This is a genomic window from Citrobacter sp. C6_1, assembly GCF_014596835.2.
GTDB lineage: Bacteria > Pseudomonadota > Gammaproteobacteria > Enterobacterales > Enterobacteriaceae > Citrobacter > Citrobacter pasteurii.
Genome location: NZ_CP115031.1, coordinates 4594177 through 4612155, shown reverse-complemented (window position 1 = coordinate 4612155; position 17979 = coordinate 4594177). Strand labels below are relative to the sequence as shown.

Here is a 17979-nt window from a genome sequence, read left to right as displayed (position 1 = left end):
CAAACACAACAAGAGGATCTATGGCAGAGAATAAATCTGAGCTACAGCGTGGGCTGGAGGCTCGTCACATCGAATTAATTGCCCTTGGCGGCACCATTGGCGTCGGACTGTTTATGGGGGCTGCCAGTACCCTGAAATGGGCTGGACCGTCGGTTCTGCTGGCGTATATCGTCGCTGGGCTGTTCGTCTTCTTCATCATGCGCTCCATGGGGGAGATGTTGTTCCTGGAGCCGGTCACCGGCTCATTCGCCGTTTACGCTCACCGTTATATGAGCCCCTTCTTTGGCTATCTTACCGCATGGTCATATTGGTTTATGTGGATGGCGGTGGGGATCTCGGAGATTACCGCCATTGGGGTCTACGTGCAGTTTTGGTTCCCGGAAATGGCGCAATGGATACCCGCGTTGATTGCGGTGGGTCTGGTGGCGCTGGCAAACCTGGCAGCAGTTCGCTTGTATGGTGAAATCGAATTCTGGTTTGCCATGATTAAAGTGACCACCATCATTGTGATGATTGTCATTGGCGTAGGGGTGATTTTCTTCGGCTTTGGTAACGGTGGTCAGGCGATCGGCTTTGGCAATTTGACCGAGCATGGCGGCTTCTTCGCGGGTGGCTGGAAAGGGTTCCTGACAGCATTGTGTATTGTTGTTGCTTCCTATCAGGGCGTGGAGCTGATCGGCATCACGGCTGGTGAAGCGAAGAATCCACAGGTCACACTACGTAGCGCAGTGGGTAAGGTCCTGTGGCGTATCCTGATTTTCTACGTGGGCGCGATTTTTGTTATCGTCACTATCTTCCCGTGGAATGAGATTGGCAGCAACGGCAGCCCGTTCGTTCTCACTTTTGCCAGGATTGGTATTACAGCAGCCGCTGGGATTATCAACTTTGTGGTCCTGACGGCGGCGCTGTCTGGCTGTAACAGCGGGATGTACAGCTGCGGGCGCATGCTCTATGCGCTGGCAAAGAATCGCCAACTACCCGCCGCTGTTGGAAAAGTTTCTCGCCATGGCGTACCGGTTGCCGGTGTGGCCATTTCTATCGCGATCCTGCTGATTGGTTCGTGCCTGAACTACATCATTCCCAACCCGCAGCGCGTATTCGTTTATGTTTATAGCGCCAGCGTACTGCCGGGGATGGTGCCATGGTTTGTGATCCTGATAAGCCAGCTGCGTTTCCGTCAGGCCCATAAGGCGGCGATCGCCAGTCATCCTTTCCGCTCGATTTTGTTCCCGTGGGCGAATTATTTGACGATGGCGTTCCTGATTTGCGTATTAATTGGCATGTACTTTAATGAAGATACCCGAATGTCGCTGTTTGTTGGCATTGGCTTCTTACTGGCGGTGACGCTCATTTATAAGGTTTTTGGCCTGAATCGTCATGGCACAGCCCAAAAATTGCAGGAATAAGCGACAAAACGCACAAAGCGTGACCAAACGATAATTTATTTTAAAAAAGCACTAGACAGCAGACCGAGACCTCCGTAATATCCAGCCCCGCAACGGCGCTAAGCGCCCGTAGCTCAGCTGGATAGAGCGCTGCCCTCCGGAGGCAGAGGTCTCAGGTTCGAATCCTGTCGGGCGCACCATTTAGTAAGGTGCCGGAGCTGCGGTGGTTTTAATACCGCGTAAAAGATTTGCAGTGGTGGCTATAGCTCAGTTGGTAGAGCCCTGGATTGTGATTCCAGTTGTCGTGGGTTCGAATCCCATTAGCCACCCCATTAATTTAAAGTTGTGAAATGCGAAGGTGGCGGAATTGGTAGACGCGCTAGCTTCAGGTGTTAGTGTCCTTAGGATGTGGGGGTTCGAGTCCCCCCCCTCGCACCACGACTTAAAGAATTGAACTAAAAATTCAAAAAGCAGTAAAACGGCGAGTAGCGCAGCTTGGTAGCGCAACTGGTTTGGGACCAGTGGGTCGGAGGTTCGAATCCTCTCTCGCCGACCAATTTTGAACCCCGCTTCGGCGGGGTTTTTTGTTTTCTGTTCTTCACTTTTGTCCCTCTTCTCCCCCAAATGTCATGAAGTCCTAAAAAGCCGCAATCCCTGGTTTTTACAGTGCAATCACCGCATACGCTGTGTAATAATATGCGCGTAGATGCTCATTCCATCTCTTATGTTCGCCATCAGGCCTCATAAACACAGGAATGATGCAGAGCCGTTTACGGTGCTTATCGTCCACTGACAGATGTCGCTTTAGCTTCATCAAACACCATGGACATAACGTTGAGTGAAGCACCCATTTATGTTGTCATACAGACCTGTTTAACGCCTGCTCCTTACCGAGCGGGCGTTTTTTTATGCATATACACGCCATCCTTCAAGCTGCTTCATGAATGATTTGCATATAGGGAGTGGGCCCGGTAAGCAAAACGCCACCGGGCAAGAGGGAGTTACTGCGGAGGGTTGTTGTTCTGCAAGGTCAACATCAGGCCATCACGCCGCATTGTTGCCGCCTCTTCTGGCTGATGCAGCCTGTCCAGTGCGTCGGCAAGCCAGGCGTAGTCGTATGCATCCGGGCGTTGTTTAAGCGCGGCACGGAAGGCGAGCGTAGCTTCCTGCCATTCACCGTGCTTCATCAATGACTGACCAAGCGTACTCCACAGCAGTGGGCGGTCGCCCACCACTTTAATTTGCTGGCGCAGTACTTTTTCTATCTGTTCCGGGTTGTTGGTTTTCAGACGTGGGATCGGCAGCACCAGGCGGTCGTCATACTGACGTTTCAGACCATCGATGATGATTTGCTGTGCCGTATCGTGATCGTCACACTCAATCAGATGTTCTGCCATCGCCACCTGCAGGGCAACCTGATGACGAGTCTTACGGCTCTGGTTTTTCCACCATGCGCGTAACCCCTCGCTGCCCTGATCGGCGCGAACCTGATCCATCAGACCCACCCATGCCTGCTGTTCCAGCATCACACGGTGTTCTTCATCACCAACATGCGCTTTCGCCATTGATGGAATGATATCCAGCAAAGAACTCCACGCACCGGTGCGAATATAAGCCTGTTCAGCCAGGCGCAAGACTTCCGGATGACGTGGCGTCACTTCCAGCAGTTTGTCTACGCTGTGGCGTGCGGCATGGTTTTCATTACGCGCCAGTTGCAGGCGAACACGGGCGATTTCGACCGGGATCGTATCATTTCCGGCGAGTTCGGCTGCGCGTTCAAGGTGTTGATTAGCTCGGGCTTCATCACCACGCTGCTGAGCCGCTTCTGCCGCCAACAGGTAATTCACCACCGGCTGTTCTGCGTGATCGGCATTTTTTGACATCAGCTTTTCAACCTGCTGATAGTCGCCTTCTGCCAGTTTAAGCAGCGCCTGCTCGGTCTGCTTACGCGCACGACGGCGTTTACGCCCCACGAACCAGCCGCGGGTATGCGCACCAGTACGGAATATACGGCGCAGCAGCCACTCAATCGCAAAAAGAATGACCATCGCGACGATCAGAATGATCACCAGACCCGTCACGCTGGTTTCGATGTTGTAGTTATCCGTCTGGATCAGAACATAGCCCTGATGACCAGCAATCATCGGACCAACGACGATCCCGGCAATCAACAGCACAAAGAGCAATAATACTTTTAGCATCATTATTCTCCCTGCGGCGCGGTTGCCGGTACGTCTGCCTGAGGTACTGGTGCAGGTGCGGCTTCAGCCGGAGATGTGGACGGCTGGGCCAGCAAATTACGCACACGAGTCTGCATTAGCTTCTCAAGAATAACCTGGCTCTGCAGCGTTTCCGGTACGTCCATGCTGATGCTTTGCTGGCTCAGTTGATCGACCTCTTCAAGGAACGCTTTTGTCGCCGCATCGTCAGTATCGTAATAGGCGCGAACCCACGTGGAGACATTTTCCAGCGCCTGGCGGTATGTTTCTTCCTGATGGCGAGGTACGGCTTGCGCCGCCACTAGCAGGCGTGAACGGATGTTCTCACGTAAGTAAACATCCTGGTTTGGTGCCAGTAGCGGGACGGCGGTTTCATCACGACGGCGAATGGTGATAAAACTGTCCATAAAGTTCTGCCAGCTTTTTTGCAGATTGACGCGCCATTCGCTAATGGAGCTGGAAAGCTCGCTGCTGTCAGAATCCATCGGTGAATCATCGGTATCGTTATCAGCCAGACGCAGGTTATCAATTTGGTTAGCGAGCTGGTTTACCTTGAGGATAATGCCGTCATAGTCGACCTGAGTTACCGCAGAGAGGCTGGCGATATCGTCGGTAATCGCGCGACGAGCGGCAATTAAACTGGGGTCATTCATGTCAGCCAGGCTGGCATCGGCGCTTTTCAGCAACGCTGCGGCGGTGGTCACGTCCTGATCGCTCCATAATTTACGCCCCGCCAGTTTCACCAGAAAATCGGCCTGCGCCAGCAGCCAGGTTTTGGCATCGCTTCCGGAGATAGTGGCGATTTTTTGCTGAACCTCATCAAGCTGTTTGGCCAGCGCAGTCTGCTGGCGATTGGCTTCATCCAGCTGTGTTGCCTGCTGCTTAATAATTCCTTCCAGCTCGGTCTTTTGGGTTTCTTGCGCTTTTTGCAGCGCCATGAGCTGGTTTGCCAGCGCATCACTGGTTGCTGTCTGCGTAGTGGCCTGCTGTTTTCCCCAGCCATACAGCCCCACGCCTGCCGCCAGCGCAATAGCAATCGCCACAGCGCTCAGAATCAGCGCCGTGCTGTTTTTACTCTTTTTTTCAGTATTAACTGGCTGTGACGTGGTTTCCACGGCCTCCCTGGTCTCTTCAACCACGGCGGAGGATTTTTCTTGTTCCGTCATTATGGCATCCCATTATGAGAGTTATTGTAATGCGCGTAGTAGCGCATCGTTGTCGGCGTTATCAGCGACCTTAATATCTTGCCAGCCCAGTTCCCGGGCGAGGTGCGCCAGACGCTCACTGACGACCAGCAGCCGACAGCGTAGTAACCAGTGCTCACGATACCACTGTGGAATAAGCGTCCAGAGCTGTTGTAGCATCTCTCCGCTAGTGACGACCACCGTGGTTACGCCACGGGATTGCCAGCGCATCGCTTCTTCTGCACCATCGTAATATTTTGCACTGCGTTGATAACATTCACAAAAATCGACATCGGCTCCGCGTGCCGTCAGGGTTTCACCTATCAGCTCACGGCCACCGTTGCCGCGTAATATAAGCGCGCGTTTTCCCGCAATATTTTGTAATTCAGGTAATTGTAGCAAGACTTCGCTAATTTCCCGATCCAGAGGGTAGTGAATATTGAAGCCGCTGACAGTATGCAGCGCCAGCGCCGTTGTACGGCCAATGGCAAAATATCGCGGAAGGGATGGCCAGCTTTTCTCTTGCTGCTGAAGCTCGGCATCTGCAAAGGTAACGGCGTGCTGCGAGAGGGCGAAGACCAGATCGTTCTCCGTCAGCGCCGACAGTCGGGAAGCAAGTGTTGCCAGTTCCCGACCAGGTGAAAACTCGATGAGCGGAAAACTCCAGGCCACCTGCCCCAGTGTGCGCAGACGGCTCACTAACTCTTCCCCAGCGGGAGATGGGCGGGTGACCAGAATACTCATGCGGGGGCATCTCCGTTATAAACTTCAGCCAGAATGGCGCGAGCACCGTTTTCCAGCAGCTCTTCTGCCAGAGATATGCCCATTTGTTCAGCATCCTGCGCGGCGCCACGACGTTCTCCACATACCATCTGTGAACCGTCAGGCGCGCCAACCAGCGCCCGCAGCCAAATCTCACCGTTGATGAGTTCGGCATAACTGCCGATAGGCACCTGACATCCCCCTTCCAGGCGGGTGTTCATGGCACGTTCTGCTTTTACGCGCAGGGCTGTTTCTTCATGGTTGAGTGGCGCTAACAGTGCCTGAGTGCGCTGATCGTCGAGTCGACATTCGATCCCCACCGCGCCTTGTCCGACCGCAGGCAGAGACACTTCTGGTGCCAGTGCTGCGCGGATTCGCGACTCCAGTCCTAAGCGTTTTAATCCGGCGACGGCCAAAATAATGGCGTCGTAGTCGCCGTTGTCCAGTTTGCTCAGGCGAGTGCCTACGTTGCCGCGCAGTGAGCGGATGATGAGATCCGGGCGCTGTTTTGCCAATTGGCACTGGCGACGTAAGCTGGACGTTCCAACGATGCTACCTGCTGGCAGCTCATCCAGCGTGTTGTACTTATTGGAGACAAAAGCATCACGCGGATCTTCACGCTCGCAAATAGTAACCAGCCCAAGACCCTCAGGAAATTCGACCGGCACATCCTTCATGGAATGCACGGCGATGTCTGCGCGTTTTTCCAGCAGTGCGACTTCCAGCTCTTTAACAAACAACCCTTTCCCCCCGACCTTCGCCAGCGGGGTATCCAGAATCACGTCGCCACGGGTTACCATAGGAACCAGTTCCACGATCAGACCGGGGTGGTTTGCCATTAAGGCGTCTTTGACATAATGTGCCTGCCAGAGCGCAAGGGGGCTTTGGCGTGTGGCAATTCTCAAAACATTGTCTAACATGCTTGTTACCGTCATTATCAATCATTGACCATCCTAACATCCTTATCAAAGGGATGTCAGCGTTACGCTCAAACGTAAGTGAGAGGAAAAGGCGCTGCATCATCACTGGCAGTGATTAATGACGAGAAACCTCCCGACCGTATGAAGGAATTTACACGTAACGAACGGTGCTACACTTGTATGTAGCGCATCTTTCTTTACGGTCAATGAGCAAGGTGTTAAATTGATCACGTTTTAGACCATTTTTTCATCTGTAACTAATAAAAGTGCAGGGGAAAAAGGTAACGGTTATTTTTGACATACGGTTTATCCGGATTGATGAGCGAGGGTGGTGAGCGTTTGCACCGCCGCTATCGACACCATGATGGATGCAACATCAGGCGATACGTCTTGTACCTCTATATTGAGACTCTGAAACAGAGACTGGATGCCATAAATCAACTGCGTGTGGATCGCGCGCTTGCTGCCATGGGACCTGCTTTCCAGCAGGTATACAGTCTGCTGCCGACATTATTGCACTACCACCATCCGCTGATGCCGGGTTACCTCGATGGTAACGTTCCCAAAGGCATATGCCTTTACACGCCTGATGAAACCCAACGCCACTACCTGAACGAGCTGGAACTGTACCGCGGCATGTCGCCGCAGGACCCGCCGAAGGGCGAACTGCCGATCACTGGCGTTTACTCGATGGGCAGTACCTCTTCGGTAGGGCAAAGCTGTTCGTCTGACCTTGATATCTGGGTCTGCCATCAATCCTGGCTGGATAGCGAAGAGCGGCAGTTGCTGCAACGTAAATGCAGCCTGCTGGAAAGTTGGGCCGCTTCGCTGGGCGTGGAAGTCAGTTTCTTCCTGATTGATGAAAACCGTTTCCGTCACAATGAAAGCGGCAGTCTGGGGGGTGAAGACTGTGGCTCGACGCAGCATATCCTGTTGCTGGATGAATTCTATCGCACCGCTGTGCGCCTCGCGGGTAAACGTATTCTGTGGAATATGGTGCCGGGCGACGAAGAAGAGCACTACGACGATTACGTCATGACGCTCTACGCACAGGGGGTGTTAACGCCAAATGAATGGCTGGATCTCGGCGGACTCAGTTCGCTTTCCGCCGAAGAGTACTTTGGCGCCAGCCTCTGGCAGTTGTACAAGAGTATCGACTCCCCGTACAAAGCGGTGCTGAAAACGCTGTTGCTGGAAGCCTATTCCTGGGAATATCCCAACCCACGCCTGTTGGCGAAAGACATTAAACAGCGCCTGCACGACGGCGAGATCGTCTCTTTTGGTCTCGACCCTTACTGCATGATGCTGGAGCGCGTTACCGAATACCTCACGGCGATCGAAGACCCGACGCGTCTGGATTTAGTGCGTCGATGTTTCTACTTAAAAGTCTGTGAGAAACTGAGCCGTGAACGCGCCTGCGTGGGCTGGCGTCGTGAAGTATTAAGTCAATTAGTGACAGAGTGGGGCTGGGATGATGCCCGTCTGACCATGCTGGATAACCGCGCTAACTGGAAAATTGACCAGGTACGCGAAGCGCACAACGAACTGCTCGATGCGATGATGCAGAGCTATCGTAACCTGATCCGCTTTGCGCGGCGTAATAACCTCAGCGTCAGCGCCAGCCCGCAGGATATCGGCGTGCTGACCCGTAAGCTGTATGCCGCATTTGAAGCCTTGCCCGGCAAAGTGACGCTGGTGAACCCGCAGATCTCACCGGATCTCTCGGAACCGAATCTGACCTTTATCCATGTACCGCCGGGTCGTGCCAACCGTTCGGGTTGGTATCTCTACAACCGCGCGCCTAACATGGACTCGATCATCAGCCATCAGCCGCTGGAATATAACCGCTATCTCAACAAGCTGGTGGCGTGGGCCTGGTTCAATGGCCTGCTGACCTCGCGTACGCATTTGTTTATTAAGGGCAACGGCATTGTTGATTTGCCGAAGCTGCAGGAAATGGTCGCCGACGTGTCGCACCACTTCCCGCTGCGACTGCCTGCGCCAACGCCGAAAGCGCTCTATAGCCCATGCGAAATTCGCCATCTGGCGATTATCGTTAACCTCGAATATGACCCGACGGCGGCATTCCGCAATCAGGTGGTGCATTTTGATTTCCGTAAGCTGGATGTCTTCAGCTTTGGCGAAGAGCAAAATTGCCTGGTCGGTAGCGTAGACCTGCTGTATCGCAACTCGTGGAATGAAGTGCGAACCCTGCACTTCAACGGCGAGCAGGCGATGATTGAAGCGTTAAAAACGATTCTGGGCAAAATGCATCAGGATGCCGCGCCGCCGGATAGCGTTGAGGTCTTCTGCTATAGCCAGCATCTGCGCGGTTTAATTCGTACCCGCGTACAGCAACTGGTGTCTGAGTGCATCGAATTACGCCTGTCCAGTACGCGCCAGGAAACCGGACGCTTTAAAGCACTGCGTGTTTCCGGCCAGACGTGGGGACTGTTCTTCGAACGCCTGAATGTCTCGGTACAGAAGCTGGAAAACGCGATTGAATTCTATGGCGCGATTTCGCACAACAAACTGCACGGTCTTTCCGTCCAGGTTGAGACCAACCATGTGAAATTGCCGTCGGTGGTGGACGGTTTTGCCAGCGAAGGGATCATTCAGTTCTTTTTTGAAGAGACGGGTGATGAGCAGGGCTTTAACATCTACATTCTGGATGAGAGTAACCGTGTCGAGGTGTATCACCACTGTGAAGGCAGTAAAGAAGAGCTGGTGCGGGATGTCAGTCGCTTCTATTCATCGTCGCACGATCGCTTCACTTACGGCTCCAGTTTTATCAACTTTAACCTGCCGCAGTTTTATCAGATTGTGAAAACTGATGGGCGCGCGCAGGTGATCCCGTTCCGCACCCAGCCGATTAGCGCTGTTCCGCCCGTCAATCAGGACAACGACGCGCCGCAGTTGCAGCAGTATTTCTCTTAAGCATAGTGCCGGATGGCGGTGTAAACCCCTTATCCGGCCTACAAATGCGCGACATACCCAGGGCGGATAAGCGAAGCGCATCCGGCACTACAACTTAACGGAAGCTAACCTCTTCACCCGCTTGTTGCGTTGCCGCCTGTTCCAGCAGATCCCAGAACGTTTCGCCGCTACGATCGCAGATCCACTCGTCGCCTTTCAGATCAAAGTGGTAGCCGCCCTGTTTGGTCGCCAGCCACACCTGGTGCAGCGGCTCCTGACGGTTAATAATAATTTTGCTGCCGTTTTCGAAGCTGATGGTCAGCACGCCGCCGTTGATTTCACAATCGATATCGCTGTCGCCATCCCAGTCGTCCAGGCGCTCTTCAATGGTCATCCACAGGGTGTCGGCAAGGCGATGAAATTCACTGTCGTTCATTTTTTTATCCTGTTTTTCGTGATGGTCGCAGTATAACGCGGAATAAATCACGTTGCAGTTTTTAGCCAAACTCTTGCTTTTACGCCTTCTCCTGCGATGATAGAAAACAGAAAGCATGAACTTACAGGCAATCCATAATGAAAAACGTGTTTCAGGCACTCGCTGTACTTTTTACACTGTTCAGCCTGACGGGCTGTGGTCTGAAGGGACCTCTCTATTTCCCGCCAGCAGACAAAAACGCGCCGCCTCCGACGAAGAGCATTCAGTCACCAGCACAATCTACGACGCCGGATAAAAACGATCGTGGAATCAGTGATGGACCTTCTCAGGTGAATTACTGACGGTAAGTTTCTGTACCCGCGTGAACGGAGTGAATGATGCAATTCTCTAAAATGCATGGCCTTGGCAACGATTTTATGGTCGTCGACGCGGTAACGCAGAATGTCTTTTTCTCACCCGAGCTGATCCGCCGCCTGGCCGACAGACATCTGGGTGTTGGGTTCGATCAACTGCTGGTCGTCGAGCCGCCGTACGATCCGGAGCTGGATTTCCATTACCGCATTTTTAATGCTGATGGCAGTGAAGTGTCACAGTGTGGCAATGGCGCTCGTTGCTTTGCCCGCTTTGTGCGCCTGAAAGGGCTGACCAATAAGCGTGATATTCGTGTCAGTACTGCGAATGGCCGCATGGTATTAAGCGTAACGGATGATGAGCTGGTGCGGGTCAACATGGGGGAACCCAACTTTGAACCCTCGCAGGTTCCTTTCCGTGCCAATAAAGCAGAGAAGACCTATATTATGCGAGTGGCCGAGCAGACAGTATTGTGCGGCGTGGTTTCAATGGGTAATCCGCACTGCGTAATTCAGGTTGATGATGTTGATACAGCCACGGTAGAAACACTGGGGCCGGTTCTGGAAAGCCATGAACGCTTCCCTGAACGCGCTAATATTGGCTTTATGCAGGTGGTGAAGCGCGAGCATATCCGACTGCGCGTCTATGAGCGTGGTGCGGGTGAAACGCAGGCTTGTGGCAGCGGCGCGTGTGCGGCTGTCGCTGTCGGTATTCAGCAGGGCCTGCTGGCAGATGAAGTGAGGGTGGAATTACCGGGCGGCCGACTTGATATCGCCTGGAAAGGTCCGGGTCATCCGTTATATATGACTGGCCCGGCGGCACATGTCTACGACGGATTTATTCACTTATGAAGCAACCAGGGGAAGAACTACAGGAAACGCTCATGGAACTGGACGACCGGGCGGTCGTCGATTATCTGCAACGTAATCCTGAGTTTTTTATCCGTAATGCTCAAGCGGTTGAAGCGATGCGCGTCCCGCACCCGGTGCGGGGCACGGTCTCTTTAGTTGAATGGCATATGGCTCGGGCACGCAATCATATCAACGTGCTGGAAGAGAATATGGCGTTGTTGATGGAACAAGCGAATGCCAACGAAAGCCTGTTCTATCGACTGTTAAATCTGCAAGGACGACTGGTGTCCGCGAACAGTCTCGACGACATGCTGATGCGACTTCATCGCTGGGCGCGTGAGTTAGGGCTGGCGGGAGCGACGGTTCGTTTGTTCCCGGATCGCTGGCGACTTGGCGCGCCCTCAAAATTCACCCATCTGGCATTAAGCCGCCAGGCTTTCGAACCGCTGCGCATTCAGCGTCTTGGTCAGTCACAGCACTACCTTGGGCCACTCCACGGCCCGGAACTGTTGATCATGATGCCGGAAGCGAAAGCCATCGGCTCGGTGGCGATGTCGATGCTCGGGCAGGATGGATCCCTTGGCGTGATGTTGTTCAGCAGTCGTGACGTTAATCATTACCAGCAAGGGCAAGGAACACAGTTATTGCAGGAAATCTCGCTGATGTTGCCGGAGCTGTTGGAGCGCTGGATTGAACGCGTATGACCGACTCCCCCCTTTCTCAGGATGTGGCGCGCTTTCTGCGCTATCTGGGCGTTGAGCGCCAGCTTAGCCCGATCACATTGCTTAATTATCAGCGTCAGCTTGATGCCATTATCGCGTTAGCCGGTGAAACCGGTCTGAAAAGCTGGCAGCAGTGTGATGCGCTCATGGTTCGTAGTTTTGCCGTGCGCAGTCGCCGTAAAGGGTTGGGACCGGCGAGCCTGGCTTTGCGCCTGTCTGCGCTGCGCAGTTTCTTCGACTGGATGGTCAGTCAGGGCGAGCTGAACGCTAATCCGGCAAAAAGCGTTTCCGCACCCAAAGCACCGCGTCATCTGCCTAAAAATATCGATGTCGACGACGTTAATCGCCTGCTGGATATCGACCTCAACGATCCCCTCGCCGTGCGCGACCGCGCGATGCTGGAAGTGATGTACGGCGCAGGGCTACGTCTGTCTGAACTGGTTGGGCTGGATATTAAACATCTCGATCTCGACATCGGCGAAGTATGGGTGATGGGCAAGGGCAGTAAAGAGCGTCGCCTGCCGATTGGCCGCAATGCGGTGGCGTGGATTGAGCACTGGCTGGATCTGCGCGGACTGTTTGGCTGCGATGACGATGCGTTATTTCTGTCAAAACTGGGCAAACGTATCTCGGCGCGCAACGTGCAGAAACGCTTTGCGGAATGGGGTATCAAGCAGGGGCTGAACAGCCACGTTCATCCTCACAAATTGCGCCACTCCTTTGCGACGCATATGCTGGAGTCGAGCGGTGATCTGCGCGGGGTACAAGAGCTGTTGGGACACGCCAATCTCTCTACCACCCAAATCTATACCCATCTTGATTTTCAACACCTGGCTTCAGTGTACGATGCGGCGCATCCGCGCGCCAAACGGGGGAAATAATGCGTTTTTACCGGCCTTTGGGGCGCATTTCTGCGCTCACCTTTGACCTTGATGACACCCTTTACGATAACCGTCCCGTTATCACACGCACCGAGCAGGAAGCGCTCGCGTTTGTACAGAATTACCATCCGGCGCTGAGTTCGCTGCAAAATAGCGACCTCCAGCGCTTACGTCAGGCCGTTCGCGACGCCGAGCCGGAAATCTACCACGACGTTACCCAATGGCGTCACCGTGCTGTAGAGCGCGCTATGCTGGAGGCGGGGTTGTCAGCGGCAGAAGCCAGAATGGGAGCGAATGCGGCGATGATGAATTTCGCCAAATGGCGTAGCCGTATTGATGTCCCGCAGGCGACGCATGACACGCTGAAGGCGCTGGCCCGCAAATGGCCGCTGGTGGCGATTACCAACGGTAACGCGCAGCCGGAACTGTTTGGCCTGGGCGATTATTTTGAGTTTGTGCTGCGCGCCGGTCCCGACGGACGATCAAAACCGTTCAGCGACATGTACGCGCTGGCGGCGGAAAAACTGAACATGCCCGTTGGCGAGATTCTGCACGTGGGCGATGACCTGATGACAGACGTCGCGGGCGCCATCCGTTGTGGTATGCAGGCCTGCTGGATCAAACCGGAAAATGCCGACCTGATGCACACCGCAGATAGTCGTTTGCTGCCGCATATCGAAATTTCACAGTTGGCATCTCTGACCTCGCTGATATAATCACCAGCAGAACTCTGTATATATACCCAGCTTTTTGGCGGATGGCGCTACGCTTTTCCGCCTTACCTACTTTTACGCGGCGGTGCCAATGGACGTTTCTTACCTGCTCGATAGCCTCAATGACGAACAGCGCCAGGCTGTGGCCGCGCCACGCAGCAACATGTTGGTTCTGGCAGGCGCGGGGAGTGGTAAAACGCGCGTGCTGGTGCACCGTATCGCCTGGTTACTGACGGTAGAGAACAACTCGCCATACTCCATTATGGCAGTAACCTTTACCAACAAAGCGGCGGCGGAAATGCGCCACCGTATTGGTCAGATCATGGGAACCAGCCAGGGCGGTATGTGGGTGGGTACGTTCCACGGTCTGGCGCACCGTCTGTTGCGCGCGCACCATATGGATGCCAACCTGCCGCAGGATTTCCAGATCCTCGACAGCGAAGACCAGTTGCGTCTGCTCAAGCGCCTGATCAAAGCGATGAACCTGGATGAGAAGCAGTGGCCGCCGCGTCAGGCGATGTGGTTTATCAATAGTCAGAAAGACGAAGGGCTGCGCCCGCACCATCTGCAGAGCTATGGCAACCCGGTTGAGCAAACCTGGCAGAAAGTGTATCAGGCTTACCAGGAAGCGTGCGATCGCGCCGGGTTGGTGGATTTCGCCGAGCTGCTGCTGCGCGCCCATGAACTGTGGCTCAACAAACCGCATATTCTGCAGCACTATCGCGAACGCTTTACCAATATCCTGGTGGACGAATTCCAGGATACCAACAACATTCAATATGCCTGGATCCGCTTACTGGCGGGCGACACCGGCAAAGTGATGATCGTGGGTGATGACGACCAGTCGATCTACGGCTGGCGCGGGGCGCAGGTGGAAAACATCCAGCGCTTCCTCACAGATTTCCCGGGCGCAGAAACCATTCGCCTGGAGCAGAATTACCGCTCGACCAACAATATCCTCAGCGCGGCTAACGCCCTGATTGAGAACAACAACGGGCGTCTGGGTAAAAAGCTGTGGACCGATGGCGTCGACGGTGAACCGATTTCGCTGTACTGCGCATTCAATGAACTCGATGAAGCGCGCTTTGTCGTTAACCGCATCAAGACCTGGCAGGACAACGGCGGCGCGCTTGAACAATGCGCTATTCTGTACCGCAGCAACGCCCAGTCGCGCGTACTGGAGGAGGCGTTGTTACAAGCCAGCATGCCGTACCGTATTTATGGCGGGATGCGCTTCTTCGAACGCCAGGAAATCAAAGATGCGCTCTCCTACCTGCGCCTGATCGCTAACCGTAATGACGACGCGGCGTTTGAACGCGTGGTGAATACACCGACGCGCGGGATTGGCGATCGTACGCTGGATGTGGTGCGCCAGACCTCACGTGACCGCCAGCTAACGCTGTGGCAGGCCTGTCGTGAACTGTTGCAGGAAAAAGCCCTTGCGGGTCGTGCCGCCAGCGCCTTACAGCGTTTTATGGAACTGATTGATGCCCTGGCGCAGGAGACCGCCGATATGCCGCTGCACGTGCAGACTGACCGGGTGATTAAAGACTCCGGGCTGCGCATGATGTACGAGCAGGAAAAAGGCGAGAAGGGCCAGACGCGTATTGAAAACTTAGACGAACTGGTAACGGCAACGCGCCAGTTCAGCTACAACGAAGAAGACGAAGATTTAATGCCGCTGCAGGCGTTCCTGTCTCACGCCGCGCTGGAGGCGGGCGAAGGGCAGGCGGATACCTGGCAGGACGCGGTGCAACTGATGACCCTGCACTCGGCGAAAGGTCTGGAGTTCCCGCAGGTGTTTATCGTCGGCATGGAAGAAGGCATGTTCCCCAGCCAGATGTCGCTGGACGAAGGCGGACGTCTCGAAGAGGAACGCCGCCTGGCCTACGTCGGCGTAACCCGTGCGATGCAAAAACTGACGCTGACCTACGCCGAAACGCGTCGTCTGTACGGCAAAGAGGTTTACCATCGCCCGTCGCGATTTATTGGTGAACTGCCGGAGGCGTGTGTTGAAGAGGTACGTCTGCGCGCCACGGTCAGTCGTCCGGTGAGCCATCAGCGAATGGGCACGCCAATGGCGGAAAACGATACCGGCTACAAGCTTGGCCAGCGCGTGCGCCATGCCAAGTTTGGCGAGGGCACTATTGTCAATCTGGAAGGCAGCGGCGAGCACAGTCGTTTGCAGGTCGCGTTTCAGGGGCAGGGGATCAAATGGTTGGTGGCGGCTTACGCAAGACTGGAAACGGTGTGATCGCCTGATGTCGCTGCGCTTATCAGGCCTACTGACCGGGTAACATTGTGATTTGTAGGCCGGATAAGGCGAAGCCGCCATCCGGCTATCTGTCGGTTAATATTCTGAAATCATAGATAAATAATTCCCCTCTGCTAACCTTTCTGTATAAGGGGAAATTATTACTTTTTCGCCATCCGTTGCGTGTTGACGTCAAAATTTTGCTGGCGTAACATGCGCGCACGATTACGCTAAGAGGACATTCGCCTTGGACACACCCAGTAGATACTGGCTCATTATCCTGTCATCCAGGATCAACTCCTAAGGCTATCCCTTTTTGCTGATAGCCTTCGCGGTTGTCAGCGACCTTCTGTTTTTTCCCGTCGCGCTGAGTCAGGCTGTTTAATGGTCTGAAACCCAATTTGTTTCTGTGTGCCCTCCGAACTGTCCGATAATTTTTTGCATTGGGAGTCCCGGTCATGCTGAGCGCATTTCAACTGGAAAACAATCGTTTAACTCGCCTTGAGGCAGACGAGATCGAGCACCTGGCCAGTTCGGTTTGGGTCGATTTAGTCGAGCCGGATGACGAAGAACGAAACCGTGTGCAAAAGGACTTGGGCCAGAATCTGGCTACGCGCCCTGAACTGGAAGACATTGAAGCATCCGCGCGTTTTTTTGAAGACGAAGACGGTCTGCACATTCACTCCTTCTTCTTCTATGAAGACGCCGACGATCACGCGGGTAACTCAACCGTCGCATTTACTATTCGCGAAGGTCGCCTGTTTACCCTGCGCGAGCGCGAATTGCCGGCCTTTCGCCTGTATCGCATGCGTGCGCGTAACCAGGCGATGGTGGATGGCAACGCCTACGAGCTGTTGCTCGACCTGTTCGAAACCAAAATTGAACAGCTGGCGGATGAGATCGAAAACATCTACAGCGACCTGGAAAAACTCAGTCGTGTGATCATGGAAGGGCGTCAGGGCGATGAATATGACGAAGCGCTTTCGACGTTGGCGGAACTGGAAGATATCGGCTGGAAGGTACGCTTGTGTCTGATGGATACCCAGCGTGCGCTGAACTTCCTGGTGCGTAAAGCGCGGTTGCCGGGCAGCCAACTGGAGCAGGCGCGTGAAATCCTGCGCGATATCGAATCCCTGCTGCCGCACAACGAATCACTGTTCCAGAAGGTTAACTTCCTGATGCAGGCGGCGATGGGCTTTATCAACATTGAGCAGAACCGCATCATCAAGATCTTCTCAGTGGTTTCTGTGGTGTTCCTGCCGCCGACGCTGGTGGCTTCCAGCTATGGGATGAACTTTGAGTTCATGCCGGAACTGCACTGGAGCTTCGGTTATCCTGGGGCGATTGTCTTTATGATGCTCGCGGGTCTGGCGCCGTATCTGTACTTTAAGCGCAAGAACTGGTTGTAAGGGCTGTGACTTATCCGGCCTACGGTGATGTGCTTTTGTAGGCCGGATAAGCGAAGCGCCATCCGGCAATCCCCTAGCTCCGACGAACTCGTCGTTGCGTATAAATCGCATCCATCACGAAAATTGCCAGTGCGACCCAGATAAACGCGAAGGTCACCATCTTGTCCGCACCCGGTACTTCACCGTAGAACGTTACCGCCAGCAGGAACATCAGCGTAGGGCCAATGTACTGGAAGAAACCCAGCGTCGACAGACGCAGACGGGTTGCCGCACCGGTAAAGCACAGCAGCGGTATGGTGGTCACGACACCCGCAGCAATCAGCAGCAGATTGAGCGACATCGGGTTTTGCCCCATATGGCTGGTTGGGCTGTCCGCAATACCAAACAGATAGATGGCTGCAACGGGTAAAAGCCACAGGGTTTCGATCAGCATGCCGGTTTGTGCTTCGACCGCAATCTTCTTGCGCACCAGACCATAGAAAGCAAAGCTGAACGCCAGTCCCAGCGCGATGATTGGCAGCGATCCGAAGGTCCACAGCTGTACCAGCACGCCGCAGGCGGCTAATAGTACCGCCAGCCACTGCATGCGACGAAAGCGCTCACCGAGGAATAGCATTCCCAGCACAATATTCACCAGTGGGTTAATGAAATAGCCGAGGCTGGCTTCCAGCATATGGTGATTATTGACTGCCCAAATGAACAGCAGCCAGTTTCCGCCGATGAGCACCGCCGAGAGCGCCAGCAGGAAGATCTTCTTTGGCGTTTGGAGCAATGTTTTGACACCCGACCACTGGCGGCTGATGCTCATCAGTACCACCATGAAGAAAAATGACCAGATGACGCGGTGCGTCAGGATTTCATCCGCCGGGACATAGTAAATCAGCTTGAAGTAGGCAGGTGCGATACCCCAAATAAAATAAGCAGCAAGAGCGAGTAACACGCCCTGCCGCGTTTGTTTAGCATCCATCGGGAAAAC

The 17979-nt window shown here is 54.2% G+C and carries 16 protein-coding genes and 4 tRNA genes; 14 read left to right on the top strand and 6 right to left on the bottom strand.

The features are described from left to right. Window positions 1-20: 20 nt before the first annotated feature. The 5 genes from IB196_RS22065 to IB196_RS22045 all read left to right on the top strand — a co-directional run bounded on the left by IB196_RS22065 (window position 21) and on the right by IB196_RS22045 (window position 1941). On the top strand, window positions 21-1406 hold the full coding sequence (locus IB196_RS22065) for an amino acid permease (RefSeq protein WP_005133326.1): 1386 nt from the start codon (window positions 21-23) through the stop codon (window positions 1404-1406). 102 nt (window positions 1407-1508) lie between these two features. Next, window positions 1509-1585, top strand: a tRNA-Arg gene (locus tag IB196_RS22060). Window positions 1586-1641: 56 nt separating this feature from the next. Beyond that, a tRNA-His gene (locus tag IB196_RS22055) sits at window positions 1642-1717 on the top strand. 20 nt (window positions 1718-1737) lie between these two features. Beyond that, window positions 1738-1823 (top strand) — tRNA-Leu (locus IB196_RS22050). 41 nt (window positions 1824-1864) lie between these two features. Then, a tRNA-Pro gene (locus IB196_RS22045) sits at window positions 1865-1941 on the top strand. A gap of 445 nt (window positions 1942-2386) precedes the next feature. Here IB196_RS22045 and hemY read toward each other — a convergent pair. Genes hemY through hemC form a run of 4 tightly spaced genes read right to left on the bottom strand, consistent with a single transcriptional unit; the run spans window position 2387 to window position 6470 of the window. Next, entirely contained in the window at window positions 2387-3586 is a 1200-nt protein-coding gene (hemY, locus tag IB196_RS22040; protein ID WP_005133325.1) for a protoheme IX biogenesis protein HemY, read from the bottom strand. Window positions 3587-3588: 2 nt separating this feature from the next. Further along, on the bottom strand, window positions 3589-4770 hold the full coding sequence (gene hemX, locus IB196_RS22035; protein ID WP_188232248.1) for a uroporphyrinogen-III C-methyltransferase: 1182 nt from the start codon (window positions 4768-4770) through the stop codon (window positions 3589-3591). A 21-nt stretch (window positions 4771-4791) separates the two neighbouring features. Further along, the gene (gene hemD, locus IB196_RS22030; RefSeq protein WP_005133323.1) at window positions 4792-5532 is read right to left on the bottom strand and encodes a uroporphyrinogen-III synthase; all 741 of its coding nucleotides are present in this window, start codon (window positions 5530-5532) and stop codon (window positions 4792-4794) included. Further along, window positions 5529-6470, bottom strand: coding sequence for a hydroxymethylbilane synthase (hemC, locus tag IB196_RS22025; protein WP_005133320.1), 942 nt, complete (start codon window positions 6468-6470; stop codon window positions 5529-5531). Before hemC ends, hemD begins: the two co-directional genes overlap by 4 nt. Window positions 6471-6860: 390 nt before the next feature. On the opposite strand from hemC, the gene cyaA reads away from it, so the two are divergent. Then, window positions 6861-9407, top strand: coding sequence for a class I adenylate cyclase (gene cyaA / locus IB196_RS22020; protein WP_005133319.1), 2547 nt, complete (start codon window positions 6861-6863; stop codon window positions 9405-9407). A 94-nt stretch (window positions 9408-9501) separates the two neighbouring features. Here the strand turns inward: cyaA and cyaY are convergent, their stop codons facing one another. After that, window positions 9502-9822, bottom strand: a complete 321-nt coding sequence (cyaY, locus tag IB196_RS22015; protein WP_003828967.1) for an iron donor protein CyaY — start codon at window positions 9820-9822, stop codon at window positions 9502-9504. A 137-nt stretch (window positions 9823-9959) separates the two neighbouring features. On the opposite strand from cyaY, the gene IB196_RS22010 reads away from it, so the two are divergent. The 8 genes from IB196_RS22010 to corA all read left to right on the top strand — a co-directional run bounded on the left by IB196_RS22010 (window position 9960) and on the right by corA (window position 17003). Then, entirely contained in the window at window positions 9960-10163 is a 204-nt protein-coding gene (locus IB196_RS22010; protein WP_005133315.1) for a lipoprotein, read from the top strand. A gap of 36 nt (window positions 10164-10199) precedes the next feature. Continuing rightward, window positions 10200-11024, top strand: coding sequence for a diaminopimelate epimerase (dapF, locus tag IB196_RS22005; RefSeq protein ID WP_005133314.1), 825 nt, complete (start codon window positions 10200-10202; stop codon window positions 11022-11024). Beyond that, complete coding sequence (locus IB196_RS22000) at window positions 11021-11728, top strand: DUF484 domain-containing protein (protein ID WP_155022045.1); 708 nt, start codon at window positions 11021-11023, stop codon at window positions 11726-11728. The genes dapF and IB196_RS22000 overlap by 4 nt, the downstream gene beginning before the upstream one ends. Then, window positions 11725-12627 carry a tyrosine recombinase XerC gene (gene xerC / locus IB196_RS21995; RefSeq protein WP_005133307.1) on the top strand — a complete coding sequence of 301 codons (903 nt, stop codon included), beginning with the start codon at window positions 11725-11727 and terminating at the stop codon, window positions 12625-12627. The genes IB196_RS22000 and xerC overlap by 4 nt, the downstream gene beginning before the upstream one ends. Beyond that, on the top strand, window positions 12627-13343 hold the full coding sequence (gene yigB, locus IB196_RS21990) for a 5-amino-6-(5-phospho-D-ribitylamino)uracil phosphatase YigB (protein WP_005133304.1): 717 nt from the start codon (window positions 12627-12629) through the stop codon (window positions 13341-13343). The genes xerC and yigB overlap by 1 nt, the downstream gene beginning before the upstream one ends. Before the next feature lie 88 nt (window positions 13344-13431). Continuing rightward, a complete protein-coding gene (uvrD, locus tag IB196_RS21985; RefSeq protein ID WP_003017922.1) occupies window positions 13432-15594 on the top strand; it encodes a DNA helicase II in 2163 nt (720 codons plus the stop codon). 247 nt (window positions 15595-15841) lie between these two features. Next, window positions 15842-15898: a YsgD/CorL family protein gene (ysgD, locus tag IB196_RS21980; RefSeq protein WP_212723238.1), complete on the top strand. Its 57-nt coding sequence runs from the start codon at window positions 15842-15844 to the stop codon at window positions 15896-15898. Between the two features lie 154 nt (window positions 15899-16052). Beyond that, window positions 16053-17003, top strand: a complete 951-nt coding sequence (corA, locus tag IB196_RS21975) for a magnesium/cobalt transporter CorA (RefSeq protein ID WP_003017920.1) — start codon at window positions 16053-16055, stop codon at window positions 17001-17003. Between the two features lie 73 nt (window positions 17004-17076). Here corA and rarD read toward each other — a convergent pair whose 3' ends face one another. Further along, on the bottom strand, window positions 17077-17970 hold the full coding sequence (gene rarD, locus IB196_RS21970; RefSeq protein ID WP_003841213.1) for an EamA family transporter RarD: 894 nt from the start codon (window positions 17968-17970) through the stop codon (window positions 17077-17079). Window positions 17971-17979 lie beyond the last annotated feature (9 nt).

What these genes read in the sequence shown, in the direction of transcription:
- xerC (WP_005133307.1), top strand. Translation starts at nt 11,725, where the DNA reads ATGACCGACTCCCCCCTTTCTCAGGATGTGGCGCGCTTTCTGCGCTAT.
- yigB (WP_005133304.1), top strand. Translation starts at nt 12,627, where the DNA reads ATGCGTTTTTACCGGCCTTTGGGGCGCATTTCTGCGCTCACCTTTGAC.
- rarD (WP_003841213.1), bottom strand. Translation starts at nt 17,970, where the DNA reads ATGGATGCTAAACAAACGCGGCAGGGCGTGTTACTCGCTCTTGCTGCT.
- IB196_RS22000 (WP_155022045.1), top strand. Translation starts at nt 11,021, where the DNA reads ATGAAGCAACCAGGGGAAGAACTACAGGAAACGCTCATGGAACTGGAC.
- hemD (WP_005133323.1), bottom strand. Translation starts at nt 5,532, where the DNA reads ATGAGTATTCTGGTCACCCGCCCATCTCCCGCTGGGGAAGAGTTAGTG.
- IB196_RS22065 (WP_005133326.1), top strand. Translation starts at nt 21, where the DNA reads ATGGCAGAGAATAAATCTGAGCTACAGCGTGGGCTGGAGGCTCGTCAC.
- IB196_RS22010 (WP_005133315.1), top strand. Translation starts at nt 9,960, where the DNA reads ATGAAAAACGTGTTTCAGGCACTCGCTGTACTTTTTACACTGTTCAGC.
- hemX (WP_188232248.1), bottom strand. Translation starts at nt 4,770, where the DNA reads ATGACGGAACAAGAAAAATCCTCCGCCGTGGTTGAAGAGACCAGGGAG.
- corA (WP_003017920.1), top strand. Translation starts at nt 16,053, where the DNA reads ATGCTGAGCGCATTTCAACTGGAAAACAATCGTTTAACTCGCCTTGAG.
- hemY (WP_005133325.1), bottom strand. Translation starts at nt 3,586, where the DNA reads ATGCTAAAAGTATTATTGCTCTTTGTGCTGTTGATTGCCGGGATCGTC.
- dapF (WP_005133314.1), top strand. Translation starts at nt 10,200, where the DNA reads ATGCAATTCTCTAAAATGCATGGCCTTGGCAACGATTTTATGGTCGTC.
- hemC (WP_005133320.1), bottom strand. Translation starts at nt 6,470, where the DNA reads ATGTTAGACAATGTTTTGAGAATTGCCACACGCCAAAGCCCCCTTGCG.
- uvrD (WP_003017922.1), top strand. Translation starts at nt 13,432, where the DNA reads ATGGACGTTTCTTACCTGCTCGATAGCCTCAATGACGAACAGCGCCAG.
- cyaY (WP_003828967.1), bottom strand. Translation starts at nt 9,822, where the DNA reads ATGAACGACAGTGAATTTCATCGCCTTGCCGACACCCTGTGGATGACC.